At 73.1% G+C, this 26,051-nt stretch carries 25 protein-coding genes and 1 pseudogene; 19 read left to right on the top strand and 7 right to left on the bottom strand.

The features are described 5' to 3' along the window. Window positions 1-129 precede the first annotated feature (129 nt). The 7 genes from GA0070620_RS04275 to GA0070620_RS04245 all read left to right on the top strand — a co-directional run bounded on the left by GA0070620_RS04275 (window position 130) and on the right by GA0070620_RS04245 (window position 6,690). The gene (locus tag GA0070620_RS04275; protein ID WP_091588654.1) at window positions 130-1,176 is read left to right on the top strand and encodes a sugar ABC transporter substrate-binding protein; all 1,047 of its coding nucleotides are present in this window, start codon (window positions 130-132) and stop codon (window positions 1,174-1,176) included. Beyond that, window positions 1,176-2,708, top strand: coding sequence for a sugar ABC transporter ATP-binding protein (locus GA0070620_RS04270; RefSeq protein ID WP_091588653.1), 1,533 nt, complete (start codon window positions 1,176-1,178; stop codon window positions 2,706-2,708). The genes GA0070620_RS04275 and GA0070620_RS04270 overlap by 1 nt, the downstream gene beginning before the upstream one ends. Continuing rightward, window positions 2,705-3,730, top strand: coding sequence for an ABC transporter permease (locus GA0070620_RS04265; RefSeq protein WP_091588652.1), 1,026 nt, complete (start codon window positions 2,705-2,707; stop codon window positions 3,728-3,730). Before GA0070620_RS04270 ends, GA0070620_RS04265 begins: the two co-directional genes overlap by 4 nt. Before the next feature lie 64 nt (window positions 3,731-3,794). Further along, window positions 3,795-4,130: an L-rhamnose mutarotase gene (locus GA0070620_RS04260; protein ID WP_091588651.1), complete on the top strand. Its 336-nt coding sequence runs from the start codon at window positions 3,795-3,797 to the stop codon at window positions 4,128-4,130. 20 nt (window positions 4,131-4,150) lie between these two features. Further along, window positions 4,151-5,128, top strand: a complete 978-nt coding sequence (locus GA0070620_RS04255; protein ID WP_231922221.1) for an aldo/keto reductase — start codon at window positions 4,151-4,153, stop codon at window positions 5,126-5,128. Next, the gene (locus GA0070620_RS04250) at window positions 5,125-5,976 is read left to right on the top strand and encodes an amidohydrolase family protein (RefSeq protein ID WP_091588649.1); all 852 of its coding nucleotides are present in this window, start codon (window positions 5,125-5,127) and stop codon (window positions 5,974-5,976) included. Before GA0070620_RS04255 ends, GA0070620_RS04250 begins: the two co-directional genes overlap by 4 nt. A 42-nt stretch (window positions 5,977-6,018) precedes the next feature. Further along, window positions 6,019-6,690, top strand: coding sequence for a FadR/GntR family transcriptional regulator (locus GA0070620_RS04245; RefSeq protein ID WP_091597995.1), 672 nt, complete (start codon window positions 6,019-6,021; stop codon window positions 6,688-6,690). Between the two features lie 129 nt (window positions 6,691-6,819). Here GA0070620_RS04245 and GA0070620_RS04240 read toward each other — a convergent pair whose 3' ends face one another. Continuing rightward, window positions 6,820-7,380 (bottom strand): CehA/McbA family metallohydrolase domain-containing protein, encoded by a 561-nt coding sequence (locus GA0070620_RS04240; RefSeq protein ID WP_197677543.1) that lies wholly within the window; start codon window positions 7,378-7,380, stop codon window positions 6,820-6,822. Window positions 7,381-7,640: 260 nt separating this feature from the next. Between GA0070620_RS04240 and GA0070620_RS04235 the strand changes: the two genes are divergently transcribed. Next, window positions 7,641-8,102: a DUF5709 domain-containing protein gene (locus GA0070620_RS04235; protein ID WP_091588648.1), complete on the top strand. Its 462-nt coding sequence runs from the start codon at window positions 7,641-7,643 to the stop codon at window positions 8,100-8,102. A 106-nt stretch (window positions 8,103-8,208) separates the two neighbouring features. Further along, window positions 8,209-8,826 carry a TetR/AcrR family transcriptional regulator gene (locus GA0070620_RS04230; protein WP_091588647.1) on the top strand — a complete coding sequence of 206 codons (618 nt, stop codon included), beginning with the start codon at window positions 8,209-8,211 and terminating at the stop codon, window positions 8,824-8,826. 80 nt (window positions 8,827-8,906) lie between these two features. Here the strand turns inward: GA0070620_RS04230 and GA0070620_RS04225 are convergent, their stop codons facing one another. The 3 genes from GA0070620_RS04225 to GA0070620_RS04215 form a co-directional block, all read right to left on the bottom strand. Continuing rightward, a complete protein-coding gene (locus GA0070620_RS04225; protein ID WP_091588646.1) occupies window positions 8,907-10,508 on the bottom strand; it encodes a DHA2 family efflux MFS transporter permease subunit in 1,602 nt (533 codons plus the stop codon). A gap of 202 nt (window positions 10,509-10,710) precedes the next feature. Continuing rightward, window positions 10,711-11,514, bottom strand: a complete 804-nt coding sequence (locus GA0070620_RS04220) for an IclR family transcriptional regulator domain-containing protein (protein WP_091588645.1) — start codon at window positions 11,512-11,514, stop codon at window positions 10,711-10,713. Window positions 11,515-11,517: 3 nt separating this feature from the next. After that, window positions 11,518-12,954, bottom strand: coding sequence for an amidohydrolase family protein (locus tag GA0070620_RS04215; RefSeq protein WP_091588644.1), 1,437 nt, complete (start codon window positions 12,952-12,954; stop codon window positions 11,518-11,520). 189 nt (window positions 12,955-13,143) lie between these two features. Here GA0070620_RS04215 and GA0070620_RS04210 point away from each other — a divergent pair, with 189 nt between their 5' ends. From GA0070620_RS04210 to GA0070620_RS04190, 5 genes are read left to right on the top strand one after another with little or no spacing between them, the layout of a single operon-like run. Next, window positions 13,144-14,280: a CaiB/BaiF CoA transferase family protein gene (locus GA0070620_RS04210; protein ID WP_091588643.1), complete on the top strand. Its 1,137-nt coding sequence runs from the start codon at window positions 13,144-13,146 to the stop codon at window positions 14,278-14,280. Then, window positions 14,265-15,035: a citryl-CoA lyase gene (locus GA0070620_RS04205; protein WP_091588642.1), complete on the top strand. Its 771-nt coding sequence runs from the start codon at window positions 14,265-14,267 to the stop codon at window positions 15,033-15,035. The genes GA0070620_RS04210 and GA0070620_RS04205 overlap by 16 nt, the downstream gene beginning before the upstream one ends. Before the next feature lie 30 nt (window positions 15,036-15,065). Then, window positions 15,066-15,929 (top strand): DODA-type extradiol aromatic ring-opening family dioxygenase, encoded by an 864-nt coding sequence (locus GA0070620_RS04200; protein WP_091588641.1) that lies wholly within the window; start codon window positions 15,066-15,068, stop codon window positions 15,927-15,929. Further along, a complete protein-coding gene (locus GA0070620_RS04195) occupies window positions 15,926-16,288 on the top strand; it encodes a hypothetical protein (protein ID WP_091588640.1) in 363 nt (120 codons plus the stop codon). The genes GA0070620_RS04200 and GA0070620_RS04195 overlap by 4 nt, the downstream gene beginning before the upstream one ends. Beyond that, the gene (locus GA0070620_RS04190) at window positions 16,285-17,250 is read left to right on the top strand and encodes a quinone oxidoreductase family protein (RefSeq protein ID WP_091588639.1); all 966 of its coding nucleotides are present in this window, start codon (window positions 16,285-16,287) and stop codon (window positions 17,248-17,250) included. Before GA0070620_RS04195 ends, GA0070620_RS04190 begins: the two co-directional genes overlap by 4 nt. A gap of 53 nt (window positions 17,251-17,303) precedes the next feature. Here the strand turns inward: GA0070620_RS04190 and GA0070620_RS04185 are convergent, their stop codons facing one another. Further along, window positions 17,304-17,678, bottom strand: coding sequence for a VOC family protein (locus GA0070620_RS04185; RefSeq protein ID WP_091588638.1), 375 nt, complete (start codon window positions 17,676-17,678; stop codon window positions 17,304-17,306). 248 nt (window positions 17,679-17,926) lie between these two features. Here GA0070620_RS04185 and GA0070620_RS04180 point away from each other — a divergent pair, with 248 nt between their 5' ends. The 5 genes and pseudogenes from GA0070620_RS04180 to GA0070620_RS04160 all read left to right on the top strand — a co-directional run bounded on the left by GA0070620_RS04180 (window position 17,927) and on the right by GA0070620_RS04160 (window position 23,305). After that, window positions 17,927-18,931 (top strand): SDR family NAD(P)-dependent oxidoreductase, encoded by a 1,005-nt coding sequence (locus GA0070620_RS04180; protein ID WP_091588637.1) that lies wholly within the window; start codon window positions 17,927-17,929, stop codon window positions 18,929-18,931. 111 nt (window positions 18,932-19,042) lie between these two features. Then, the gene (locus GA0070620_RS04175) at window positions 19,043-20,302 is read left to right on the top strand and encodes a sensor histidine kinase (RefSeq protein ID WP_091588636.1); all 1,260 of its coding nucleotides are present in this window, start codon (window positions 19,043-19,045) and stop codon (window positions 20,300-20,302) included. Then, a pseudogene (locus GA0070620_RS04170) lies at window positions 20,299-20,953 on the top strand (response regulator). The gene GA0070620_RS04175 and the pseudogene GA0070620_RS04170 overlap by 4 nt, the downstream one beginning before the upstream one ends. Window positions 20,954-21,114: 161 nt before the next feature. Further along, window positions 21,115-22,158 (top strand): glycosyltransferase family 2 protein, encoded by a 1,044-nt coding sequence (locus GA0070620_RS04165; protein WP_091588635.1) that lies wholly within the window; start codon window positions 21,115-21,117, stop codon window positions 22,156-22,158. Further along, entirely contained in the window at window positions 22,145-23,305 is a 1,161-nt protein-coding gene (locus GA0070620_RS04160; protein WP_091597992.1) for a glycosyltransferase, read from the top strand. The genes GA0070620_RS04165 and GA0070620_RS04160 overlap by 14 nt, the downstream gene beginning before the upstream one ends. A 70-nt stretch (window positions 23,306-23,375) precedes the next feature. On the opposite strand, the gene GA0070620_RS04155 is transcribed toward GA0070620_RS04160, so the two are convergent. Beyond that, window positions 23,376-24,971, bottom strand: a complete 1,596-nt coding sequence (locus GA0070620_RS04155; RefSeq protein WP_091588634.1) for a hypothetical protein — start codon at window positions 24,969-24,971, stop codon at window positions 23,376-23,378. Further along, on the bottom strand, window positions 24,968-25,876 hold the full coding sequence (locus tag GA0070620_RS04150; RefSeq protein WP_231922220.1) for a hypothetical protein: 909 nt from the start codon (window positions 25,874-25,876) through the stop codon (window positions 24,968-24,970). Before GA0070620_RS04150 ends, GA0070620_RS04155 begins: the two co-directional genes overlap by 4 nt. Between the last annotated feature and the right edge of the window lie 175 nt (window positions 25,877-26,051).

Raw genomic sequence — 26,051 nt, 5'->3', positions numbered from 1 at the left:
CGCGAAATCCCGCAATAGGGTCTTGCGAGCCTCGATATCAGGCTGATAGACATCCGACGTATTAACAGCGTGTTTCCCGCATGCCTCCGCGAAGCGTTCACCGTATCCACATCGGACTGGAGGACCACCGTGAGACATTCCGTCAGGACGCCGCTCGGGATCGCGCTCGCCGCGATCCTCGCCCTCGGCACCGCCGGCTGCGGCGAGTCGTCGAACGGCGCGGGCGGGCAGACCGGATCGGGCCCGCAGATCGGCATCGACCTGCCCCGGGCCGACACCGACTTCTGGAACTCCTACGCCAAGTACGTCCCCCAGTTCGCCGACGAGTACGACGTCAACCTGATGTCCCCCACCAGCTCGCAGAACGACGTCGCCAAGCTCGTCGCCAACGTCCAGGCGCTGACCAGCCAGGGCGCCAAGGCCATCGTGATGGCGCCGCAGGACACCGGCGCGATCGCCTCCACCCTGGACACCCTGGAGAACCGCAAGATCCCGGTGGTGTCGGTCGACACCCGCCCCGACAAGGGCAAGGTCTTCATGGTCGTCCGCGCGGACAACCGGGCGTACGGGCAGAAGGCCTGCGAGTTCCTGGGCGAGAAACTCGGCGGCACCGGCAAGGTGGTCGAGTTCCAGGGTTCGCTCTCCTCGATCAACGGCCGGGACCGGTCGGAGGCCTTCGCGGAGTGCATGAGGACGAAGTTCCCCGGGATCACCATCTTCGAGGAGCCGACCGAGTGGGAGGGGCCCAAGGCCGCGGCGGCGCTGCAGACGCGGCTGGCCCAACACCCGGACATCAAGGGGATCTACATGCAGGCCGGCGGCGCCTTCCTGGCGCCGACGCTGCAGGTGCTGCGGTCGAAGAACCTGCTGGTCCCGCCGACCGACCCGAAGCACATCTTCGTCGTCTCCAACGACGGCATCCCGCAGGAGTTCGAGGCTATCCGCAAGGGCGAGATCGACGCCACCGTCTCCCAGCCGGCCGACCTCTACGCCAAATGGGCGCTCTACTACGCGAAGGCGGCCGTCGAGGGCAAGACCTTCCAGCCCGGTCCGACCGACCACGACAGCACCATCATCGACGTCGGCAACGGGCTGGAGGACCAGCTCGCGGCTCCGCTGGTGACCAAGGAGAACGTCGACGATCCGTCGCTCTGGGGAAACCAGATCGGCAAGTGATGACCGGTCACGAGCAGGGCGCGGGCGCCGTGGTGGGGGTCGCCCCCGCCGCGGAGGCCCGGGGCGTCTCCAAACGGTACGGCGCGACCGTCGCGCTGGACTCCGCCGGCCTCGTCGTGCGGGCCGGCGAGACCCACGCGCTGGTCGGGCGCAACGGCGCCGGCAAGTCCACCCTGGTGTCGATCCTCACCGGTCTCCAGCGGCCGGACAGCGGCGAGATCAGCTTCGACGGCGCGCCAGCGCCCGCACCGGCCGACCGGGACGCCTGGCGGCAGCGCGTCGCCTGCGTCTACCAGAAGTCCACCATCATCCCGGCGCTGACGGTCGCGGAGAACCTCTTCCTCAACCGACAGGCCGGCCGCGGCCTGATCGACTGGCGCGGGCTGCGCCGACGCGCCGCCGACCTGCTGGGCGGCTACGGGGTGGACGTCGACCCGGCCGCGCCCGCCGGCTCGCTGAGCGTCGAGCAGCGCCAGCTCGTCGAGATCGCGCGGGCGCTCTCCTTCGGTGCCCGGTTCATCATCCTCGACGAGCCGACCGCGCAGCTCGACGCCGCCGCCATCGACCGCCTCTTCGGCCGGATGCGGGAGCTGCGGGCCGCCGGGGTCACCTTCCTGTTCATCTCGCACCACCTCCAGGAGGTGTACGAGGTGTGCCAGGCGGTGACCGTGCTGCGCGACGCCCGACACATCCTCACCCAGCCGGTCGCGACGATCTCCCGCGACGAACTGGTCGCCGCGATGACCGGCGACACCGGCCCGGCGCTCACGGCCGGGGCCGACCGGCCACCGGTGCCGCGGACCGCCCCGGTGGTGCTCGACCTGGCCGGCCTGCGGCTTGCCGGTCACTACCAGGACATCGACCTCAGCGTACGGGCCGGGGAACTGGTCGGCGTGATCGGTTCGGCCAGCAGTGGGAAGGTGACGCTCGCCGAGACGGTCGCCGGGCTGCGCAGGGCCGACGCCGGCACGGTGACGATCGCCGGCGGCACCCCGAAGCCGGGCAGCGTGCCCGCGGCGCTCGACGCCGGGCTCGGGTACCTGCCGCAGGACCGGCACCGGGAAGGGCTCGTGCCGCTCCTGTCGGTCGCCGAGAACGCCACCCTGCCGATCGCCGACCGGCTCGGCCCCGCCGGGATCGTCGCGCCCGCCCGGCAGCGCGCCGCCGCCGAACGCATGATCCGCACGTACGACATCAAGACCGACGGACCGCACCAGCCGGTCAACGGCCTCTCCGGCGGCAACGCCCAGAAGGTCGTCCTGGCCCGGGCCCTGGCCAACGAACCACGGGTGCTCGTGCTGGTGAGCCCCACCGCCGGTGTGGACGTCCGCTCCAAGGCGTCGCTGCTCGGCGCCGTCGCCGGGGCCGCGACCGGGGGCACCGGCGTGCTGGTCGTCTCCGACGAACTCGACGACCTGCGCTCGTGCGACCGGGTGCTGGTGATGTTCCACGGTCGGATCGTCCGGGAGCTGCCCCGAGGTTGGACGGACGCCGAACTGGTGGCCGCAGTGGAGGGAGTGGAGCAGCCGTGACCGGCACCCAGACGATTGCCAAGCCCCCGGCACCGCGCGGCGAGCGCCCCCGCGCCGGGCGGCTCCCGTTGGCCCGGCTGCGGGACCTCGCGCTGGTCCCCGCCATCCTGCTGCTCGTCGTGGTCGGCGCCATCATCGACCCGGTGTTCCTCAGCGCCGCCAACATCACCAACGTGCTGCAACAACAGACCGAACTGGCGCTGCTGGTGCTCGCCGAGGCGATCATCCTCATCGCCGGCAAGTTCGATCTGTCGTTGGAGTCGACGATCGGGCTGGCGCCCGCGTTGGCCGTCGCGCTGGTCATCCCCGCCGCCAGCAACGGGCTGGGCACCGAACTGCCGGCCAGCCTGGCCATCGCCCTCTGTCTGCTCACCGGGCTGGTGGTCGGCGCGTTCAACGGCCTGCTGATCCTGCGGTTCAAGCTTTCCGCGTTCATCGTGACGCTGGGCATGCTGATCGTGCTGCGCGGCCTGCAGATCGGGATCACCGGCGGGCAGAACCTGTTCGACATCCCGCCCTCGGTGCTCTACCTGGGCAGCGCGGTCTGGCTCGGCGTCCCCGCGTCGATCTGGATCAGCGGCACCCTGTTCCTCGTGGGCATCGTCGCGCTCGGCTTCTTCCGGCACGGGCGGGCCGTCTACGCCATCGGCGGCAACACGGACGCGGCCCGCGCCGCCGGCATCCGCACCGACCGCATGGTCTGGGTCGTCCTGATGATCGGTGGCCTGCTCGCGGCGTTGGCGGGTCTGCTGATGACCGGCCGGCTCGGATCGGTCGCCGCCGCGCAGGGCGACGGCATGATCTTCACGGTCTTCGCCGCCGCGGTGATCGGCGGGATCAGCCTCGACGGTGGCAAGGGGACGCTGTTCGGCGCCCTCTGCGGCGTCATCGTCCTCGGTCTGATCAACAACATCCTGACCCTCGCCGGGGTCTCCGCCCAGTGGATCCAGGCGATCTACGGCGGCATCATCCTGGTCGCCCTGATCCTGGCCCGCCTCACCTCCGGCAAGGCCCAGGACTAGACGGTCACCGCGGGCGCCGGGCAGCTCCCGGCGCCCGGGTCGGTGCCGGAGAGGAGCTCCACCCATGCCGCGGATCGCCCTGCACACCCGGCTCAAGCCGGGCAGCGAACGCGAGTACGACGAGGTCCACGCCAACATCCCAGCGGACCTGGCGGCCGCGCTCCGCGCCGCCGGGGTGCGCGACTGGTCGATCTGGCGCGACGGCCGGGACCTGTTCCACCTGGTGGAGGTCGAGGACTACCAGCGGATGCGGCACGAGCTGCGCGACCACCCGGTGAACGTGGCCTGGCAGGCCCGGATGGCGGCTCTGCTCGACGTGCCGGACGACTACTCGGGCACGGACTCCGGACTGTCCCTGGTGTGGGCGCTGTCCAGCGACCGGGGCGGGGCCGACACGTGACCCGCGTAGGACGGTCGGCGGTGACCGTGAGCGGGCTCGGTCTCGGCTGCGCCCAGCTCGGCAACCTCTACACGTCGATCGGCGAGGCCGACGCCGCCGCCACCGTGGCCGCCGCCTGGGACTGCGGCATCCGCTACTTCGACACCGCGCCGCACTACGGTCTCGGCCTCTCCGAGCGCCGGCTCGGGGACGCGTTGCGCGCGCTGCCCCGGGAGGCGTACACGGTCAGCACCAAGGTCGGCCGGCTGCTCGTACCGGATCCGAACGGCGCCCACCGCCGCGATCCGGAGGGCTTCGACGTGGTGGCCGACCACCGGCGGGTCTGGGACTTCACCGCCGACGGCGTGCGCCGCTCGCTGGACGCGAGCCTGGCGCGGCTCGGCCTCGACCGGATCGACATCGTGCTGATCCACGACCCCGAGGACCACCAGGAACCGGCGCTGGCACAGGCCTACCCGGCGCTGCACGAGCTGCGGGCGCAGGGCGTGGTCGGCGCGATCGGGGTCGGGTCGAAGCACTGGCGGGTGCTGCACCGCTTCGTCGCCGAGACCGACGTCGACGCGGTGATGGTGGCCGGCCGCTACACCCTGCTGGAGCAGCCGGCTCTCGACGTTCTGCTCCCCGAGTGCGTACGCCGGGACGTCTCGGTGTTCAACGTCGGCGTGTTCAACAGCGGCCTGCTCGCCGTGCCCCGTCCCCACCCCGGCCTCCCCTACGAGTACGGTGACGTGCCGCCCGCGGTGCTGGACCGGGCCCGGGCGATCGCCGGCGTCTGCGCCCGGCACGGCACCACGCTGCCGGCCGCGGCGCTCGCCTTCGCCGCCGCGCATCCGGCGGTCGCGGCGGTCGTCGTGGGTGCCCACGCGCCTGAGCAGGTGCGACGCAACGCCGCGCTGGCGACGGCGGAGCCGCCGGCGGCCGATTTCTGGTCGGAGCTGGTCGCCGAGGGCCTGCTGCGTCCCGACGCGCCGCTGCCCACCCCGGTCGGTGCCGCGTGATCGTCGACGCGCACCACCACCTGTGGCGGGTCGAGGACGGCTACCGGTGGCTCGACGCCCCGGAACTCGCTCCGATCCGGCGCTCGTTCGGCCCTGACGACCTGCGGCGGGAGCTGTCGGCCGCCGGGGTGGCGCGCACCGTCCTCGTGGAGGGCGGCCGGTGCGACGCGGCCGAGGCGGCCCTCCTGCTCGCGTACGCGCGGACCACCCCGGAGATCGCCGGGGTGGTCGCCTGGGTCGACCCCGCCGACCCGGCGCTCGCCGACACCATCGCCGCCTACCGCGGGTCGCCCGGCGGGGACCTGCTGGTCGGCGTCCGGCCGCAGCTCCAGGGCGAGACGGACCCCGACTACCTGGACCGCGAGCCGGTCCGGCGCGGCCTGCGGACCATCGCCGACGCCGGACTGGCCTTCGACGCGGTGGTCCGGGCCGACCAGCTGCCGGCCGTCGCCCGGGCCGCCCGCGAGCTCCCCGAACTGCGGTTCGTCCTCGACCACCTGGGCAAGCCCCGGATCCGGGACGGGGCGTCGGGGCTGGCCGAGTGGGCCGGGCCGATCGCCGAGCTCGGCGCGTTGCCGAACGTCACCGCCAAGCTGTCCGGGCTGGTCACCGAGGCGGACTGGGCCGGCTGGCGGGTGGCCGACCTGAGGCCGTTCGTGGCCGAGGCGGTCGAGCGGTTCGGGCCGGAGCGGCTGATGTTCGGGTCCGACTGGCCGGTGTGCCGGCTCGCCGCCGACTACCGGACGGTGCTGTCGGCGCTGGATGAGGCGCTGCCGGCGCTGTCGGCCGCCGAGCGGGCGGCCGTGTTCGGCGACACCGCCGTACGTGCCTACCGGCTGCGGTGGTGAAGGGCCTCATACTCTGCGGAACGGATCAGGGTGGAGGAGAACGTGGCAGTCACGGACGAGGCGATCGACAAGATCAAGCAGATGATCGTCGCCGGCGAGTTGCGCCCGGGCGACCGCCTGCCGCGCGAGCCCGACCTGGCCGAACGGCTCGGCCTGTCCCGCAACTCGCTGCGGGAGGCGGTCAAGGCGCTGTCGCTGATCCGGGTCCTCGACGTACGGCAGGGCGACGGGACGTACGTGACGAGCCTGGACCCGGCGCTGCTGCTCGACGCCCTGAGCTTCGTCGTCGACTTCCACCGCGACGACACCGTGCTGGAGTTCCTGGAGGTCCGGCGGATCCTCGAACCGGCAGCGACCGCGCTCGCCGCGCAGCGGGCCTCGGTGGAGGACGTCCACGCGCTGCGGGGCGTCCTGGACCGGTTGGGCGACGACCCGACCGTCGACGAACTGGTCGCGAACGACCTGGAGTTCCATCGGCTCATCGCGGTCTGCGCGGGCAACAACGTGCTCACGTCACTGCTCGACAGCCTGTCCGGGCCGACCACCCGCGCCCGCATCTGGCGCGGCCTCACCCAGGAGGGCGCGGTCGCCAAGACCCGGGAGCAGCACGCGGCGATCCTGGACGCGGTCGCCGCCGGACAGCCCGAGCTGGCCCGGTCGTGGGCGACGGTGCACGTCGCCGGTGTGGAGCAGTGGCTGCACCGGGTGCTGTGACCACCCGGGCCGTCGGCACCGCCGATACCGGACCCGCGCCGGCCACGCACCGGGCGGTGGCCCGCCCGCGACGGCCGCCCACCCGGGTGGCGCCGGTCGGACACCGGCACCCAGGTGGGCGGCCCGTGCTCAGCGGACGTGCACGAAGACCGGGTTCGAGTAGAACCAGAGGTCCTCCCACGGACTCTCCAGCCCGTCGGCGAGCGGTTCCATCTCGTCGGTGCTGGTGCCGCGCACCCGGGCGTACAGGTCCGTCTCCACACCGCGCAGCGTGTGCCGGATGACGTACTCGGCACCCTGCCGACGCCAGTCCCGGGGGCCGAACCGGGCCACCACCGTGGTGGTGGGGTTGGTGTCGGCGTCCAGGTTGGCACTCGGGCCGGTGATCTGGCCGACGATCAGGTCGACCCGGCGGACCTCCGGACGGTCGCCGTTGGCGTTGACGCCGTTCAGCGGGCGGAACCGGATCTCGATCTCGACGTCGCTGCGGTTGCGGCGGGTCAGCGTGATGGTCTCGCCGGTCGCGGCGGTGCGACCCTGGCTCTTCGCCGTCAGGTCGAGGCCCGTGATCAGGTCGCCGGTGGTGACGAAGATCCGACCGTTACGCAGGCCGTCCATGATGTCGGCGTAGTCCTGCCGCGCGTGCACGTAGGTCTTGCTGTACTCGCCCGGCCAGACCTTCTCCGGCAAGATGACGCACTCCTCGCTCAATGGTTGCCTGTCTCAACCAGACAGCCTTCGCAGCACGGTTGAACCGGGCCTGTACGGAACACGCGCGGCGAATGAACAGCGGCGCGATCTCCGCTGACGGCGGTGACCCCGCTCACCGGGAGCGACCCCGCCCGCACGCTGCGGTGGGCCGACGTTCGTCACACCGTCCGGCATTACGGCTTCGGCGCCGTGGGTCCTACGCTGGGCCGAGCGCCGCAGCACGACGGAGGGAGACCGCGATGAGCCAGACGGACAGCACCGACCGCGTCGAGGAGTGGAACGTGGCCGAGGACGACGGCGTCCTGGACGCCTCGGACACCCTCGACGACGACCGCGTCGGTGACCCCCTCGACACCGGCATCATCGCCGAGGACCACTGGTCGGGCGCGAACCGGTACGGCACGACGCCGGCCGAGGAGCGGGCGGGCGAGTCTCTCGACCAGCTGCTGGCCCAGGAGGAGCCGGACATCGACCCGTACGCCGAGGGCGGTGACGACGAGGACGAGCTGACCCGGCGTGGCTACGAGCGGGAGACGCGGGCGGGACGGCTGGTCGCGTACGACGAGGGCCTCGGCGAGGACACCGAGGCCGAGTCGGTGGCGTGGGACGCCGGAATCGACGCCGGTGCCGCCAGCGCCGAGGAGGCTGCGATCCACCTGGTCGACGACCCGTTCGGCCCCGGAGACGGCCCGCTGCGCTGAGCGTCGCGCCCCGGCGGTCGCCCGCTGGGGCTCCGCGCCACCACGCCGGCCCGGGGCGCGACGGCCGCTACGATTGGACCCGGCAGTCCATAAGAGGAGCGGTGGTATGGCGACGTTCACCCGGAAGGGCAGCACGACCCGGCAACGGATCATCGAGGGCGCGGCCGCCGAGATCCGGGAGCGGGGCATCGCGGCGTTCCGGCTCGACGACGTGCTGACCCGCACGCGGACCAGCAAGAGCCAGCTCTTCCACTACTTCCCCGCGGGCAAGGAGGAGCTGCTGCTCGCGGTGGCCCAGCTCGAGGCCGACCGGGTGCTGACCGACCAGCAGCCGATGCTCGGCGACCTCGCCTCCTGGCCGGCCTGGCAGGCGTGGCGCGACCAGGTCGTCGCCCGCTACCTGGCCCAGGGCCAGGAGTGCCCGTTGCAGACGCTGTTCTCGCAGATCGGTGGTCGCACGCCGGGCGCCCGGGCGGTGGTGACCGAGCTGATGCAGCAGTGGCAGTCGGAGATCACCGCCGGGATCCGGCGGATGCAGGACGCCGGCGAGATGAGGGCCGACGTGGACGCCGACCGGGCGGGCGCGGCCCTGCTCGCCGGCATCCAGGGCGGTGTGGTCGTCATGCTCTCGACCGGGGACATCGGCCATCTGGAGGCGGCCCTGGACGTCGGCATCGACAACCTCCGCGCCGACGGCGCGGCGGGCCGCCCAGTCGCGCACTGATCGCGGCGTCCCCCTCCCGGGACACGCGCCGGCCCCGCCGGGTGCGCGCGACGGCGTGCCCGGCGGGGCCGGTGCGGTGCTCAGTGGATGACGACCGGCGTCTTGAGCTCGTCCCCCGGCGTCCCGTCGAGCAGGTGCGACGGCTCCCGCCGACGCGGCAGGAACGCGGCGGGGATGAACGTGAGCGCCACGAGCGCGAACGCCACCCAGAACGTGTTGGCGAACGCGTGGGCCGCGAAGTCGAGCCCCCGCTCGATGAGCGACGGCTCGACCGGCATCTGCTGCGTCAGCTCCGGCCGCTGCTGGTTGGCGATGGCCAGGCCCGCCTCGGTGACCGGCTCGCCGCTCGGGTCGGTCACGCCCGGGATCACCCGGGACCCGTTCAGCTCGTTGGTGAGGATCACCGACATGACGGCCGCGCCGACCGAGCCGCCGATCTGCTGGAGGATGTTGACCAGCGTGGACCCGCGGGCGATCTCCTCGGCGTGCAGCGTCTTCAACGCCGACGTCATGATCGGCATCATCGTGCCGCCCATGCCGAGGCCCATGACGAACAGCGACCCGCAGAGCAGCAGGTACGGGGTGTTGGCGTCGAGCTGCGTGAACGTGAAGAACCCGAGGACGATCAGCCCCAGCGCGAACGGGACGGTGCGGCCGACGGGCACCCGGTCGGCGAGCGTGCCGGCGATCGGCATGGTGATCATCGCGCCGATGCCCTGCGGGGCCATCAGCAGGCCCGCCGCGAGGGTCGACTCGCCGCGCACCTGCAGGAAGTAGCTCGGGAAGAGCAGGCCCGCGCCCATGAACGCGATGATGAACACGAACAGGGTGAGCGACGCGACGGTGAGGTTGCGGTTGGCGAACAGCCGCAGGTCGAGGAGCGGGTGGCGCGGGCGGAAGGAGTAGAGGACGAACGCGACCACCAGCGCGGCGCCGACCAGCATCGGACCCCAGACCTCGGGGTCACCGAACGTCCCGGCCTCGGGCAGCGAGGAGACGCCGTAGAGGAACAGGGCGAGACCCGGCGAGAGCATCAGCATGCCGAGGAAGTCGAACGACTCGGACGGCTCCGGGTTGTCCTTCGGCAGGGCCATCTGCGCGTAGATGAGCGCGATCACGCCGATCGGCAGGTTGATCAAGAAAATCCAGTGCCAGCTCGCGGTGTCGATCAGCCAGCCGCCGAGGATCGGGCCGCCGATCGGGCCGAGCAGCATGGGGATGCCGAGGACGGCCATCAGCCGGCCGATGCGGTGCGGCCCGGCCGCCCGGGTCATGATCGTCATGCCGATCGGCATGAGCATGCCGCCGCCGAGGCCCTGCACGACGCGGTAGGTGATCAGCTGACCGATCGTGTCGGCGGTGGCGCACAGCCCGGACCCGATGGTGAACAGGGCCAGCGCCACCATGTAGAGGCGCTTCGTGCCGAACCGGTCGGCGGCCCACCCGCTGAGCGGGATCACCGTGGCCAGGGCGAGGGTGTAGGCGGTCATCGTCCACGCGACCCGGGCGTAGGACGCGTCGAACTCGTTCTGGAACGTGGGCAGCGCGACGCTGACCACCGTCGCGTCGAGGATCGACATGATCGCACCGAGCACGACGACGCCTGCCACCTTGAGAACCGCGGCGTCGAGCTTGTCCGATGTCGCGACCGCTTGCGGTGTCGCGACAGGTTGCTGTGTCACAAGATCTCCTGAAGTCGGCTTGCCGGCGGACGTGAGCGGTGGTGGCGTGACGTGCCGGGTTGAGGACGGCCGCGGCCGCGGAGGGGCGACGCTCGCAGGGCAGCGTAATCGCCACCGGTGACACTGCGCCCCGGAATAACGCCGCGTCGGGCCCGGCGAGACGTTCGTCACGGTCACCACGCGGGTGCCGGTCGCGCTCGACTCAGGTGTTGAGCACCGGCACCGAGGCGGTCAGCGCCCAGTCGTGACCGATGTCGGCGGCCGTGCGCAGCAGCTTCGGCAGGTGCGCGTCCAGCAGGGTCTCCACGGACGTCTCGGCCGCGTGCACGGTGACGTTGATGGCCGCCACGACCCGGCCGTCGCCGTCGCGGACGCCGGTGGCGATGGACCGGATGCCCGGCGCCAGGTCCTGGTCGGCGAGCGCCCAGCCCTTGGCCCGGACCTCGCGCAGCGCGACGTCGAGTTCCTCCGGCGACGGCTGCCAGCGCGCCGTGATGCCGGAGCGGGACGGCTCGGCGAGCACGTCGGGCAGCGCGGTGGGCGGCAGTGCCGCGAGCAGCACCTTGCCCAGCGACGTCGCGGGCGCGGGGAAGCGGGTGCCGATGGTCACGGCGAGCGTGACGATCTTCGGTACGGCGACGCGGGCCACGTAGACGACGTCACTGCCGTCGAGCTGGGCCATCGACGTCGACTCGTTGGTCTCCGCGACCAGCTTCTCCATGTGCGGGCGCGCGACCTCCCACATGTTCAGCGCGCTGACGTACGTCATGCCGAGTTCGAGGACCCGCGGGGTGAGGCTGTAGCCACGGCCGGCGGCCCGCACGTAGCCCAGGGCCTCGAGAGTGATCAGGATGCGCCGGACGGTCGGGCGGGCCAGCCCGGTGCACGCGGCGATCTCGCTCAGCGTCATCGACGGGCAGGCCGGCCGGAAGGAGCGCAGGACGTCGAGGCCGCGAGCGAGAGCCTCGATGAAGTCGGGTCCCGCGCCCCTTCCGTGGTCACTCATGACCTAATGCTTCCATTGCGCCGAACCGGCGTCCCACTCGGTGTACTGGTACGGATTCTCCAGGATCCGGGTCTCGGGGATGTCGGGGTTCATGCCGCGCTGCCACGCCTCCTCGCCCAGCGTTTCACGCAGGTAGGAGATGGTGGCGTCGACCTTCGCCCGAGCCGCGGCCAGGTCGATGCCGACGAGCCGACCGTCCTGCTTCACCACCTTGCCGCCGACCAGCACGGTGTGCACGTCGCCGCGCTGGGCCTGGAAGACGACGTGCCCGTACGGGTGCAGGATCGGGAACATCGCGGGCGAGGCGTCGTTCTTGATCAGGACGATGTCGGCCTGCCGGCCGGGGCTGAGGGCGCCGATGGACGAGTCCAGGCCGAGGGCGCGGGCGCCGCCGCGGGTCGCCCACTCGACGACGTGCTCGGCGCGCAGGTGGCAGTGGGTGACGGTGTCCTGCTTGGCGTGCGCCTCCAGGTGCTCCCGGGAGCGGTCGGCGCCGAGGGTGGTCCGCATGGCGGAGAAGAGGTCACCGCTCCACCAGACGCTGGTGTCCATCGACAGCGACACCGGGATGTCGTGGTGGCGTAGCTGCCAGGTGGGCGGGTAGCCCTGGCCGGCGCTCTGCTCGCTCTCGGTGGAGACGGAGACCGAGCCGCCGGTGGCGGCGATCCGGTTGTACGAGTCGTGGGTCAACGTCGCGGCGTGCACGTACACGTTCTGCGGGGTCATGAAGCCGTGCTCGTGCATGAGCCGGATTCCGTCGTCGTTGGTGGCACCCCACACGCCCGCGTGCGTGGTGACCGCGGCGCCGAGTTCCCGGGCGACCTCGAACGCGGCCCGCTCGGGGAAGGCGGGGTCGCCGGTGACGTCGAAGGCCATCTGGAAGCCGGCGAGCCTGCCGCCGTCGACGCGGCGGCGGTGGAAGTCGCGGAACTCCGGCGAGGTCGCCCACTCCCACGGGCCCTGCTGGATGTTGCCGTAGCCGAGGACGAACCGGCCCGGCACCGCTTCGAGGGCGTCGACGGCGGCGTCGGCGTGGTCGATCGTCCGGAGGCCGTGCGACCAGTCGACGGTGGTGGTCACGCCGGCGTCGAGGGCCTCGATGGCACCGAGCAGGTTCCCGGCGTGCACGTCCTCGGGCCGGAACAGCTTGCCGGATTCCAGGTAGTACCAGACGAAGTACTGCGTCAGGGTCCAGTCCGCGCCGTACCCCCGCATGGCGGTCTGCCACAGGTGCCGGTGGGTGTCCACCATGCCGGGCATGATGAGGCCGCCGGTGGCGTCGATCTCGAGGGCGCCGTCGGGCGCGGTCAGGCCGACGCCGACCTCCGCGATCCGGTCGCCGACGACCAGCACGTCGGCGCCGGGGAGCACCGTGTGCGCGTCGTCCATGGTGAGAACCAGGCCGTTGCGGAGGACCACCGGCCGGTCGGGTGCGCTCATCGCCAGCCATCCTTTCGAGTGGGTTCCGGACTACTGTCCGCTGTGCGGGCAGCCCGGGTGGCGCTAGTGTGGTCCCGGTCACTGGTCGTGTCAAGCTTCTGTTTCGGCTGGATGAAACTCCCGTTGACAGTCGACACGTCGTCGCGCAAGCTAGGCGCGCGGACAGATGTCCGTAGAACGGACGGTGACATGGCTCAGCACTCTGCCGGGCCGCTGGCGGGCCTCCTCGTCGCGGACTTCTCCCGGATCCTCGCCGGGCCCTACGCGACGATGCTCCTGGCCGATCTCGGCGCCCAGGTGATCAAAGTGGAGAGTCCCGGTGGGGACGACACCCGCACCTGGATGCCGCCGACCCGCGACGGCGTCTCGACGTACTACCTCGGCATCAACCGCAACAAGCGGTCGGTGGCCCTCGACCTCAAGGACCCCGACGACCTCGCGGCCGCACGGGAACTCGCCCGACGGGCCGACGTGATGATCGAGAACTTCCGGCCCGGCGGCCTCGCCCGGTTCGGCCTCGACTACGACACCGTCGCCGCCGGCAACGCGAAGATCGTGTACGCGAGCATCAGCGGCTTCGGCACCGGCGCCGGCGCGAGCTTCCCGGGCTACGACCTCATGGTCCAGGCCATCTCCGGCCTGATGAGCCTCACCGGCGACCCCGACGGCCCGCCCTACCGGGCCGGCATCTCCGTCTTCGACGTGATGGCCGGCCTCCACGCGAGCATCGGCATCCTCGCCGCCCTGCACCACCGCGGCCAGACCGGCCGGGGCCAGCACGTCGAGGTCAACCTGCTCAGCTCCGCCCTGTCCGGCCTGGTCAACCACTCCAGCGGATACGTGGCCGGCGGCACCGTCCCGTTCCGGATGGGCAACGCGCACCCCAGCCTCTTCCCGTACGAGCCGCTGCCCACCTCGGACGGTGAGCTCATCGTGATCGCCGGCAACGACGGGCAGTTCCGCAAGCTCTGCCAGGTGCTCGACCTGCCGGACCTGCCGGACGACCCGCGCTTCGGCCGCAACCAGGACCGCACCGCGAACCGCGAACAGCTGCGGCCCCTCCTCGTCGAACGGCTCACCAGGCGGACCAAGGACGAGTGGTTCCGCGAGCTGCTCGCCGCCGGTGTACCGTGCGCGCCGATCAACACCATCGACGGTGGCGTGGCGCTCGCCGACGAACTCGGCCTCGACCCGGTGGTGACCGTCGGCGCCGTACCGGGGATCCGCAACCCCATCACCTTCTCCGACACCCCCGCCCGGTACGAGCTGCCGCCGCCCGGGATCGACGAGCACGGCGAGGAGATCCGCGCGTGGCTGAAGAGCTGAGCTTCCCGACCGGGATCGGCACGTCCGACCCGACCACCATCTCGCTGCTCGGCAAGGACCTGGCCACCGACCTGATGGGCTCGGTGGGCTTCGGTGAGCTGGCGTACTGGCTGGTCGCCGGTCGCCGGCCCACCGCCGGCGAGGTCCGGGTCTTCGAGACGGTGCTGGTGGCGCTCGCCGACCACGGCTTCACGCCGACCGCCATCGCCGCGCGGCTGACCTACCTGTCCGCCCCGGAGGCCCTGCAGGGCGCGCTCGCCGCCGGCCTGCTCGGCGGCGGCTCCCGGTTCCTCGGCGTCACCGAGGACTCCGGCCGCTTCCTCGCCGACACGCTCGCCGAGGCGGGCGAGGTGACCGACTACGACGCGCTGGCGCTCGAAGCGGTGACCCGGGCGCGGCGGGAACGCCGACTCGTCCCCGGTCTCGGGCACCCCGTCCACAAGGACCAGGACCCCCGCACCCCCGTCCTGATCCGTATCGCCGAGGAGGAGGGCCTGCGCGGCCCGCACCTGCGGCTGTTCGAGGCGATCGGCCGCGTACACCCGCAGGTCCTGGGCCGGACGCTGCCGCTCAACGGCGCCGGCGTCTGCGGCGCCGCCCTCGCCGACCTCGGCCTGCCGATCGACCTGCTGCGCGGCTTCGCCCTGCTCGCCCGCGCCGCCGGGCTGCTCGGGCACCTCGCCGAGGAGCGGCGCCGGCCGCTCGGCATGGACATCTACCGCACCGTGGACCGCAACGCGGTCTACGAGCCCTGACCCCCGCCACCAGCAGCGAGAGGAGTGGGAATGGCCTCCATCGTCGCGGTCATCGCCTCCACCCACCACCCCTTCTACTACAAGGCCAGCACCGCCACCGGTGCGGACCGGCCACCGTTCGCCGACGAGTGGACCCGCAAGATCCTCGCCTTCCGGGAGACGCTGACCCGCGCCAACCCGGACGTGCTGGTGATGGTCGGCTCCGACCACTTCCACCAGCTGTGGCTGGACAACATGCCGCAGTTCCTGGTCGGCAAGGCGCCCTTCTACGACGCCAACTGGTACAACGAGGAACGCGAGTTCGGCCTCCCCCGGATGCTGCTCAAGGGGCAGGAGGACCTGTCCGGGCACATCCTCCGGGCCGGCCTCGACGCCGGCTTCGACCTCGCGTTCAGCAACGAGCTGCGGATCGACCACAGCATCACGTGCCCGATCGTGACGCTGCGCCCCGAGGCCGACCTGCCGATCGTGCCGATCTACACGAACATCTTCGCGCCGCCCCTGCCGCAGCCGAAGCGCTTCGTCCAGTTGGGCCAGACCATCCGCGAGATCGTCGAGTCGTGGCCGTCGCACCTGCGCGTCGCCGTCATCGGCACCGGCCACCTGTCCCTGGAGCTGGGCGGGCCGCGGCAGTTCGGGCCGCACGGGCCGGACCCGGAGTTCGACCAGCGGGCCGTCGAGTGGATCTCCACGGGCGACCTGGACGGCTGCCTGCGGGAGGTGACGCTGGACAGCCTCCACTCCCCCGGCAACGCCACCCACGGCTTCATGGACTTCATGCTCATGATGGGCGTCGCCGGTGCCGGCGCGAAGGCCGACTACGTCGACACCCTCGACCTGTTCCACACCATGGAGGCCTACTTCACCTGGTACCCGAACGGAGCTCCGGCATGAGCAAGTACCTGCTGAACAAGTTCCTCTACACGGTCGACCGGGACCCGGAGCTGGTCGAGCGGTACCGGGCCGAGCCCCGTGAGCTGGTCACCTGGTGGGAGGCCGAGCTGGCCAACACGGTGCTGAACTGCCACACCGGCGAGGCGACCACCTGGCTGCGCCTCGACGAGGTGGAGCGCGAGGCGCTGGCCACCCACGACCACGTCAAGCTCTTCGAGCTGGGCGCCCACCCGTTCCTCACGCTGACGCTGTTCATCGCCATGTTCGAGCGGGACAACACCGAGCCGCTGGAGTACCAGAAGTCGTACGGGGCCCGGCTGGCCCACTTCGGCATGCCCTACCCGGACATCGCGACATGATCCGCGCGGCCCTGCTCACCACCTGCGGGAAACCGCCCACCCTCGGCGAGCGGCCGGTGCCCGTGCCGGGCGCGGGCGAGGTGTCGGTCACGGTCGAGGCCGTGCCGATCACCCCGCTCGACGTCCTGTGCGCCTCCGGCACCAGCTACTTCGGCACTCCGCCCACCCCGTACGTGCCGGGGGTGCAGGGCGTGGGGCGGCTCGACGACGGCTCCCCGGTCTGGTTCGGCACCTCGGCGGGCATGCGGCCGGGCGTCGACGGCAGCATGGCCGCCACCGTGGCGGCGCCGACCGCCGACGTCGTGCCACTGCCGTCCGGCGTGCCGCTCACGCTCATCGCGGCCCTGGGCCTCTCCGCGGTCGCCGCGCACGGAGCCCTGACGTACGCCGGTGAACTGGCCGCCGACGAGCAGGTGGTCGTCCTCGGCGCCGGGGGCGTGGTCGGCCAGGCAGCGGTCCAGCTGGCGCGGCTCGGCGGTGCGCGCCGGGTGGTCGCCGTGTCCCGCTCCGCCAAGGCCCGGGCCCGCGCCGAGGAGCTCGGCGCCGCGGCGTCGGTCCCCTTCCTGCCCGACGACGACGTCACGACACTGGCCGACCGGCTGCGCCAGGCCCTCGACGGGCCCGTCGACCTGGTGCTGGACCCGGTCTTCGGGGTGCCGGCCGCGGCAGCGCTGCGGGTGCTGCGCCCCGGCGGTCGGCTGGTCAACCTGGGCAGCGCGGCGGGGGCGATCTCACCCGTCGAGTCGGCGGTGCTGCGCAGCGGGTCCCTGCGCATCATCGGCTACACGAACAACAGACTGTCCACACAGGAGCGGGCCGCCTCGCTCACCCTCGTCGCCGGGCACGCGGCGGCCGGCCGGCTCACCGTCGACCACGAGCTGGTGCCGTTCGGGTCGGTCGCGGAGGCCTGGTCGCGGCAGGCCGAGGGGACGGCGACCGGGCGGGTCGTCCTGGTCCTCTGACCGGTCGCGCTCGTGTCCACGACGAGGTGGACCCGAGCGCGACCACCGGGTTCTCAGGTGAACAGGCAGAACGGGTGCCCGTCGGGGTCGAGGTGCACCCGCACGTCGTCCTGGGGCTGGAACTCCGCCACGACCGCCCCCGCGGCCACCGCGTGCGCCGACGCCGCGTCCAGGTCGTCGACCTCGATGTCGAGGTGGGTCATCATCTGCGGGTCGCCCGGGCCGGCCGGCCAGACCGGCCGGACGTACGCGGTCTCGCGCTGGAAGGCCAGCCCGGTGCCGCCGCCGGGTGGGCGCAGCACGATCCAGTCCTCCTCGTCCTCCTCCCGGGACCAGCCCAGCAACCGCTCGTAGAACGCGGCGAGGTTCCGGGGCGCGGGCGAGTCGAGCACGGTGGTGACCAGGGTCAGCCGAGGTGTGTCCGTCATGCCGCTCCCCTACCCCGCGGGCGGCGGCGCGTACCACACCGGCCGGCCCCGGCGTCGGCGGCGTGATCCGCCGTCCTGCGGCCCCGAACTCGCCGACGCCCGGCCGTGCGGTCGCCGGTCACCTCCTGCCATGGTGGGAGTCGGCGACGCCCGCGCCGCCGCGAGGAACGGCCCGCCGCAGGAGTCGTCGCCGCCGCGCTCGGACGAGCCTGGACCTGCACGACGCGACGAGCAGGAGGGGGCACGCCATGAGCACCGACGGGCAGAACACCGGACCGCACCGGCCGGAGCATGCCGACGAGGGGCCGCGACGGACTGGACCACGGCGGGGACGGCGGGCGGTGCTGGGCCTGAGCGCGGCGGCCGCCGGCGCCGCGGCCGTGTTCGGGGCGACCACGGTTCCCGCCTACCTCGCGGCGACACCCACGAATCCGCCGCCGCCCGCCCCGCCCGAGGGCCGGTTCGCCGGAAAGGTCGTGCTCATCACCGGCGGCACCTCGGGGATCGGCGCGGCGGCGGCCCACGCGTTCGCCGCCGAGGGCGCCCGGGTCAGCTTCTGTGGCCGCCGCGCGCACCTCGGGGAGCAGGTGCGACGGCAGATCGACGAAGCCGGCGGCACCGCCCGCTACGTGCCCGCCGACGTCCGGAACCCGGAGCAGCTCCAGCGGTTCGTGGACGGCACGGTGGAGGCCTACGGGCGGCTCGACGTCGCCGTCAACAACGCGGGTATCACCAGGACCGCGGCGGTGCACGAGCTGGCGTTGCAGGACTGGACCGATGTCCTGGACACCAACGCCCGCGGCGTCTTCCTCGCCATCAAGTACGAGGTGCCGCACATGCTCCGCGCCGGACACGGCATCATCGTCTGCACCACGTCCGAGTCCCGCCGGCCGGGCGGCGCCGCGTACACGGCGAGCAAGCAGGCATTGAAGGGCATCGTGGAGGCCGCGGCGATGGACTACGGCCATCGCGGGATCCGGGTGAACGCGATCGCGCCGGGCACCACGGACACCCCGTTCGTCCGGCCGGACGGTCTGCCCGACGTCGTCTGGGAGGCGTTCAAGCGGGCCTGGGGGCCGCTCAACGTGTCGGCGCTACAGCGCATGGCCACGCCACAGGAGATCGCCCGCGCCGTCGTCGCGCTGTCCACGGACGACTTCTCGTACCTGGCAGGTTCGACCGTCCTCGTCGGCGGCAGCCCGTACGGTGGTGGCCCGATGCGGATGCCGCCCGGTTTCCCGGAGCGTCAGTGAGCCCGCCGTGCCGGCGGGGCCGTTCGGGAGGGCGATCCCGGCCCGAAGCAGGAGGCCGCCTCCTCCCGCGGCAGGGGGCGGCGGCCGCTGCCGGTGCCTACCATCAGTGACATGCTGGCCGCGCACGTGGACCGCTTCTTCGACCGTCGGTTCTCGGCGGCCCGCCTGATCGTCCTGACCACGGTCGGCGCCGGCGACCTGCTGCTCCTGCACCGGCCCGCCGGAGCGGACGACTGGCTCGTCGCCGCGCTCGCGTTCGGCATGTGCCTGGCCGCCGGCGTTCTCCCGCTCACCGCGACGGCCGGGTTGGCCGGACTGCTCCTGCTCACCGGTTGGTGGGGCGAAGCCGTCCTCGTCCCGGTGAAGGTGATGGCCGCGATCGCACTCTTCGAGCTGGCGCACCGGCGCTCCGGCCGGGAGGTGCACCTCGGCGCCGCGCTGGTGGCGGCGGTGATCCTGGGCAAGGTCGCCGACGAACTGCCGGAGCAGTTCTTCTCGGTGCTGTACCGGGTGGGTGTCGTGGTCGGTGTGCCGGTGCTGCTGGGGGCGTACATCAGGTCGGTCCGGGCGGCTCGGCGCGAGGCCCAGGAGCGGGCGGCGGAGCAGGATCGGCGGCGCCGTTCGGAGGCCCGGGCCGCCCGCGCGGACGAGCGGGCAGCCATCGCCCGGGAGCTGCACGACCTGGTCGCGCACCACGTGTCGTCGATGGTCCTGCGGGTCGGCGTCGCCCGGCACGTCATCCCCACGCCGGACCCTCGGCTGGCCGAGGTGCTCGACGATCTGCACGCCAGCGGCACGGCCGCCCTCACGGACCTGCGCCAGCTGGTTGCCGTGCTGCGTGATCCGGGCCGGGCGGGCGACGACGGGACGGCGGCCACGGACGGGGCCGGTGCGGGGTCCGCCGAGCCGGGCGCGTCCCTGCTCCAGCCGCAGGGGCTCGCCACCGCCGTGGCCACCGCGCTGACCCGCAGCCGCCGCCTCGGCCTGGTCATCGACGCGACCGTGGACCCGGAGCTCGCCTGGAGGCTGGACGCGGTTCGGAGGCTGGCGGTGCTGCGTCTGGTGCAGGAGGGGCTCGCCAACGTCGCCAAACACGCCGGCCCGGGGACCAGGGTCCTGCTGTCCCTGCGGGGCGAGCCCGGGGCCGCCGTCCGGCTGATGATCAGCGACGACGGCGCCGGCCGTGGGGGGTCACCGGCGTCGCTCACGCCCGACGGACACGGCCTGATCGGGATGCGGGAACGCGTCGCGCTGTTGGGCGGCGAGGTCGAGGTGGGACCGGTCGGGGCCGGTTGGCGGCTGAGCGCCGTGCTGCCCGGCCCGGGCGGGTCCACCGGATCGTCCGCGGCGCTGCTCGGAGCGTCCACGTGATCCGGGTCCTGATCATCGACGACCAGTACCTGGTCCGGATGGGGCTGCGCATGTTATGCGAGTCCGCAGCCGACATCGAGATCGTCGGGGAGGCCGAGAACGGCCGGGACGCCGTCCGCCTGGCCGAACGGCTGGCACCCGACGTGGTGTTGATGGACCTGCGGATGCCCGGGCTCGACGGCATCGGTGCCACCCAGGAGATCGTCGGCAACCGGCCGGCCAGCCGAATCATCGCTCTGACGACCTTCGACGACGACGATCACCTGTACCCGGCGCTGGCCGCGGGCGCCTGCGGCTTCATGGTGAAGGACGCTCCTCCGGCTGAGCTGTTGGACGCGATCCGGCGCGCCGCCGGCGGGGGACACCCCGTTCAGCCAGCACGTGCTCACCCGCCTCGTCGACCAGGCCGTTCGCACGCGTACCGTGGCCGTGCCTCGGGAACCGGCGGTGATCGAGCAGTTGAGCCCGCGGGAGCGGGAGGTGCTGGCACTGATCGGGGCGGGCATGTCCAACAAGGAGATCGCCGACCGGCTGCATGTCGGGGTCACAACAGTGAAGACGCACGTTGGCAACCTGATGACGAAGACCGGCACGCCGAACCGGATCCACCTGGCGATCCTGGCCGGCCGCGCCGGCGTCATTCCGGGATAACGGCCCGGCCGGCCGTCGGGCCGGTGGGGTGGTCGCTCGATCGCTTGCCCCGACAGCCCCCGTTGTACGCCTGGGCGCCGGATTCCATTCACCGCGCCGAGAGGTGCGGAACCTAGCGTCACCTGCGGACATTTCGTCTCTGGCCGAATGAGCAGGTGAGCATGTCCTCGACACCCGAGGTCAGCGTCGTCATCCCGACCTTCGACCGCCCCGAGTTGGTCACCCGGGCCGTTCGCAGTGCCCTCGCCCAGACGGTGACCGACATCGAGGTCATCGTCGTGGTCGACGGGCCGGACGGGGCGACCCGGGCCGCGCTGGCGGCGATCGGCGACCCTCGCGTACGCCCGGTGGAGCTGCCCGTGAAGGGTGGCGCGCCGAACGCCCGGAACCAGGGCGTCCAGGCGGCTCGGGCGCCGTGGACCGCCCTGCTGGACGACGACGACGAGTGGCTGCCCGAGAAGCTGGCCGTGCAGCTGGCGCGGGCCCGCACGGCGACCAGCCCGATGCCGGTCGTCGCGAGCCGGCTGATCAACAAGACCCCACGGGCGCAGTTCGTCATGCCTCGTCGGCTCCCCGCGGACGGCGAGCCGATCTGCGAGTACCTCACCGTCCGGCGGGGCCTGTTCCACGGCGACGGGTTCATCCAGACCTCGACGATCCTGGCGCCCACGGAGCTGCTGCGCCGCGTACCGTTCACCGTCGGGCTGCGTCGCCAGCAGGAGCTCGACTGGACGCTGCGGGCACTGGCCCACGACGACGTCGAGCTGGTCTACGCGGCGGAGCCGCTGGTGCTGTGGCACCAGGACGAGGACCGGCCGCGGATCAGCCTGAACTCGCCGTGGGAGGCGCAGCTGGAGTGGCTGCGGGGCATGCGGCCGCTGCTCACCCCCCGGGCGTACGCCGCGATCGTCACGAGCATCATCAGCTCGATGGCGGCGCCGACCCGCAGTGTCCGGGTCTTCCGGATGCTCCTCGCCGACGCGCGCCGGCACGGCCGCCCCAGCGCCGTCGACTACCTGACGTTCCTTCAGATCTGGCTGATTCCTCCGCAGGTGCGGCACACGTTGCGCGATCGGATCCTGGGCCGCCGCCGCCCGGCCACCGCACCGACAGCCTCGGCCGGGCCGGTCCCGCCGGTCGCCTCCGGTGTGGACGCCGCCGCGCCGACCCCGGCCGTGGACCGGCCCACCGATGTCCACGCCTAGGGTCGTCGTCGTCTGGCGGAGCCTGCTGCTGCCGGTCTCCGAGACGTTCGTCCGCAACCAGGGCGACGCGCTGCCGTCGTGGCGGCCGGTGTACCTCGGCGCCCGCAAGGTCGCCTCGCCGATCGCCGCCGACAGCGACGTCATCGTCTTCCCGCAGACGGCCGCCGGCGGCCGCGGCTGGCGGCTGCTGCGGTTGACCGGCGGCTCGCTGCGGCTGCGCAGACTGCTGACCCGCCTGCGGCCGGCCCTCGTGCACGCCCACTTCGGCGGCGACGGTTGGCTGATCAGCCGCACCGCCCAGCAACTGGGCGTACCGCTGGTCATCACGCTGCACGGCTTGGACGTGACACGGCAGGCGGCCGTGCCGGGGCCGCGCGGCGCCCGTCACCGGCGGAACCTGCGGGTCGCGTTCGAGCGCGCGGCCCTGGTCATCGCCGTCTCCGGGTTCATCCGGGACCGCGCGGTGGAGCTGGGCGCCGACCCGGCGAAGGTCCGCGTGCACCACACCGGCGTGCCCGTGCCGCCGCAGCCGCCGGCGACGCCGAAGACGTGGGACGTCATCTTCGTGGGCCGGTTCGTGGACAAGAAGGGCGCCGACGACCTCGTCGAGGCGCTCGGCCTGCTGCCCGACCTGCGGCCACGGGCCCTCTTCGTCGGCAGCGGGCCGCTGGAGGAGCCGACCCGGGAGCGGGCGGCGCGGCTGGGTGTGGACGCCACGTTCGTGGGTGCGCAGCCTCCCGAGGAGGTCATGCGGCAGCTGGCGGCGTCGCGGATCCTCGCCGCGCCGTCCAGAACGGCGGCCGACGGGGACAGCGAGGGGTTGCCCACGACCATCCTGGAGGCCGCGAGCCTCGGGGTGCCGGTGGTCGCCACGCGGCACAGCGGGATTCCGGAAGCCGTCCGGCACGGGGAGACCGGGCTGCTGTGCGCGGAACGCGACCGGGCCGCGCTCGCGGAGAACATCCGGCAGCTCCTCAGCGACGAGCCGCGACGCGAGCAGCTCGGCCGGGCAGCACGGCGGCACGTCGAGACGGCCTTCGACCTCCAGCGACAGACCCGACTGCTGGAGGAGCTGTACGAGCAGGTCGTGGCCGGCTCACCCGGCGCGCGTCGCGACGGCGACCCGGCGGTCCACGCGCCGGCCTGAGCGCGCCCACCGGTCGGGGCCACGGACGTCAGGGGCCGAGTCGGGCTCGGGGCCGGACCTGGTCGGGTCGTCAGTCGCGGGGCAGGACGCGCCGCACGGCGGCGCCGGCGGTGCGGCGGGCCCGGCGGGCCCCGGCCAGGACGAGCTTGCCGGCGCGGGCGGTGGGCGTTCCGGACAGCAGCGCGACGATCTCGCGGGCCCGACGCAGCTCGCCCTCCCGGGCGGCGAGCGTCCGCTCGTACCACTCCTCCCGCTCACGCGCCTCGCCCAGCTCGCGGGCCAGCCGGTCCCGGGTCGCCAGCAGCTCCCGATAGGAGGGGGTCTCGACCCGGGTGGGCGCGTCGCCGGTCGGCGGGACCGGCTCGAACGCCGAACCCGCCAGGGCCGCCAGCGTCAACGCCAACTCCACGGGGTCGGCGGGCGACGGCCACAGGTGCGCCAGGCCGGCGTCGATCAGCCGGACGGCGAGGTGCCGCAGCGCGACTCCCGGCGGGAGCGCGGGCACCAGCGGCGCCAACCCGCCACCGGGCGTCGCCACGAGCTGGTCGACCGGTACGCCCGCGTGGCGGCCGGCCTGCCAGCGGTGGAGCAGCTCCCGCACGGTCGGCAGATCGTGTCGCAGCGCGGCGCCGATCAGCAGATCCTCGACCGTCCGGCCGGTCGGCACCGGGGTGGTCGTGCCGTCCGCGCGGCGCACCAGCGGGCGGCCGGCGCCGTCGACGACGTCGAAACGGTCGTCGCCGAGCGCGACCAGCCCGACGGGACGGCCCGCACCGCGCTCCGGGCCGCTCGGTGACGCCCCGACCCGGTGGCCGGGCTCGGCGGCGTCGCCGGCAGTGTGATCCGAGCCGCCCCACCCGAGGGTGGCCCGCTCGGCCCGCAGGATCCAGGCCGGCGCCAGCTCGGTCGCCGCGCCGTGGCGCACTGCGGTGGCCGCCAGTCGTCCCGGGTCGGTCAGCGCCTCGGGCCAGCCGGCGCAGGCCCGGCCGAGCGTCGCCTGGAGGAATCCGACCACCTCCGGGTCGGCCAGCAGACCGGGCGCGAGCAGGACGGTGGGTGCGAGCGGGCTCGGCCAGGCCGTGTGGGCATCGGTCAGGCGCAGTCCGGCGTCGGTCAGGCGCGCCCGAAGCCGGGCCAGGCCGGCGGGTCGGTCCGGGTCGTACTCGCCGACGGTCGCCCACTCGGAGTCGGTGACCGCCGTGGGTGCCGCCACCAGCCGGTGCAGGCCCAGGTGGTTCTCCACGGCGAGGAGCAGCGCGCCGCCCGGGCGGAGGGTGGCGACCAGTAGGGTCAGCGTCTCGTACCAGGTCAGGTCGGCGCCCTCCGTCGAGCGCAGCCGCTCCAGCCCGTCGAGGGCGATCACCGTGTCGTAGGCGGGTTCGGTGGCGAGCCGTTCCGGCCCACCGCACAGCACCCCCGCACCGGGCCGGCCGGCCAACCGGGCGGCGAGGACCTCCGCGTCGGCGAGACCCCGAACGAGCACGGTCAGGTCGTCGGCCGGGACCGCGTCGAGCAACGCCGGGTCCAGCGGCCCGAGGACGAGGGTACGTCCGGACGCGCCGGCCAGCAGCGGCGCCAACACCGGACCGTGGACCGGCCCCGGCCCGTGCCGGCCGTCCAGGTCCGACCAGAGCGGCATCTCCCCACCGGTCAGTCGCAGGTTCACCGGGTCTCCTCGGTCGGGTCGGCGGGGCGGGCCGGCGGATCGGCGGCGGTGGAGTCGGTGATCGGGTCGGCGGCGTCCCGGGCCGGCGGGTCGGGCCAGCGGAACAGCCGGCGCAGGGCGGCCGGTGGGAGCAGCCGGTCGGCGCCCAGCTCGGCGACGGCGATCTCCCGGGCCGCCGCCGGGTCGACCGCCGGGCCGTGCAGCCGTGGCCACTGACGCCGGATCCGCGGCTGCCCGCCCCACACGGGCACCTCCCCCGCCAACTGCATCGGGTCGCCGTACACGGCGGGTTCGCAGCCGGCGAGGACGCCGTAGAAGATGGCGGTGCACAGCCGGTTCGAGGCGACCCGGCGGTGCCGGCGCAACTCGGCCAACTGGCGGCGCAGGAAGTCCGGGTCCAGGCTGTCCCACCGGCCACCCCGGTAGCCGTGGCAGATCACCCGGAAGCCGGCCCGCTCGTACCGCTCGCGCACCCGGCGGGACCGGTGCTCCTGCCAGTACAGGCAGACCGTGACCGGGCCGGGCTCGGTGGCCCGGATCTCCGCGATCAGCCGGTCGTGGTCGCCCTCCACGTGCTGGCCCTCGAAGCCGTGGAACGGATACCAGATCGTGCCCTCCCGGGGCCGCTCCGGCTCGGGTTCCGGCTCCATCGTCAGCAGGTACGCCCACGGCGCGCCGATCGCGTACGCCTGACGCCGGCCCAGCGACCAGGCCCGGTGCCGGGTCCGTTCGGACCAGACGAACAGCGGCACGCCGGGCACGAACTCGTGGTCGGGTGCCATCCCGTCGCCGATGTTCCAGCCGTGCTGGAGGTAGCCGTGGATGCGCTGGGGTGACCGGTCGTCCAGCCCGCAGTAGCGGGCCAGCACGTGTGAGTGGCCGTAGTAGTGGTTGGCGTGATGCACGGCCGTCTTTCGGTCCCGGGAGCTGGCGCGAGCCGCAGCGTAGCGCCCCCGCGTGAATGCCCGGCCACGCGAACATGGCCACCCGGGGACGTGCGCGATCCGTACCGTCCAGCCCCGGACGGCTCACGTTTCGTCGGTGGGTGCTGTCACGATGCCGTCCACATCGATCGAGCGA

Origin of the sequence: Micromonospora krabiensis, from assembly GCF_900091425.1 — a bacterium.
Taxonomy (GTDB): Bacteria; Actinomycetota; Actinomycetes; order Mycobacteriales; family Micromonosporaceae; genus Micromonospora; species Micromonospora krabiensis.
Note: the sequence above shows the minus strand (reverse complement) of the source record. Positions and strands in the feature narration are given on the sequence as shown.

Excerpts from the sequence above, each read along its gene's own strand:
- GA0070620_RS04195 (WP_091588640.1), top strand. The coding sequence starts at position 15,926 with ATGAGCAAGTACCTGCTGAACAAGTTCCTCTACACGGTCGACCGGGAC.
- GA0070620_RS04180 (WP_091588637.1), top strand. The coding sequence starts at position 17,927 with ATGAGCACCGACGGGCAGAACACCGGACCGCACCGGCCGGAGCATGCC.
- GA0070620_RS04160 (WP_091597992.1), top strand. The coding sequence starts at position 22,145 with ATGTCCACGCCTAGGGTCGTCGTCGTCTGGCGGAGCCTGCTGCTGCCG.
- GA0070620_RS04185 (WP_091588638.1), bottom strand. The coding sequence starts at position 17,678 with ATGACGGACACACCTCGGCTGACCCTGGTCACCACCGTGCTCGACTCG.
- GA0070620_RS04220 (WP_091588645.1), bottom strand. The coding sequence starts at position 11,514 with ATGAGTGACCACGGAAGGGGCGCGGGACCCGACTTCATCGAGGCTCTC.
- GA0070620_RS04175 (WP_091588636.1), top strand. The coding sequence starts at position 19,043 with ATGCTGGCCGCGCACGTGGACCGCTTCTTCGACCGTCGGTTCTCGGCG.
- GA0070620_RS04165 (WP_091588635.1), top strand. The coding sequence starts at position 21,115 with ATGTCCTCGACACCCGAGGTCAGCGTCGTCATCCCGACCTTCGACCGC.
- GA0070620_RS04210 (WP_091588643.1), top strand. The coding sequence starts at position 13,144 with ATGGCTCAGCACTCTGCCGGGCCGCTGGCGGGCCTCCTCGTCGCGGAC.
- GA0070620_RS04270 (WP_091588653.1), top strand. The coding sequence starts at position 1,176 with ATGACCGGTCACGAGCAGGGCGCGGGCGCCGTGGTGGGGGTCGCCCCC.
- GA0070620_RS04260 (WP_091588651.1), top strand. The coding sequence starts at position 3,795 with ATGCCGCGGATCGCCCTGCACACCCGGCTCAAGCCGGGCAGCGAACGC.
- GA0070620_RS04235 (WP_091588648.1), top strand. The coding sequence starts at position 7,641 with ATGAGCCAGACGGACAGCACCGACCGCGTCGAGGAGTGGAACGTGGCC.
- GA0070620_RS04200 (WP_091588641.1), top strand. The coding sequence starts at position 15,066 with ATGGCCTCCATCGTCGCGGTCATCGCCTCCACCCACCACCCCTTCTAC.
- GA0070620_RS04190 (WP_091588639.1), top strand. The coding sequence starts at position 16,285 with ATGATCCGCGCGGCCCTGCTCACCACCTGCGGGAAACCGCCCACCCTC.
- GA0070620_RS04215 (WP_091588644.1), bottom strand. The coding sequence starts at position 12,954 with ATGAGCGCACCCGACCGGCCGGTGGTCCTCCGCAACGGCCTGGTTCTC.
- GA0070620_RS04230 (WP_091588647.1), top strand. The coding sequence starts at position 8,209 with ATGGCGACGTTCACCCGGAAGGGCAGCACGACCCGGCAACGGATCATC.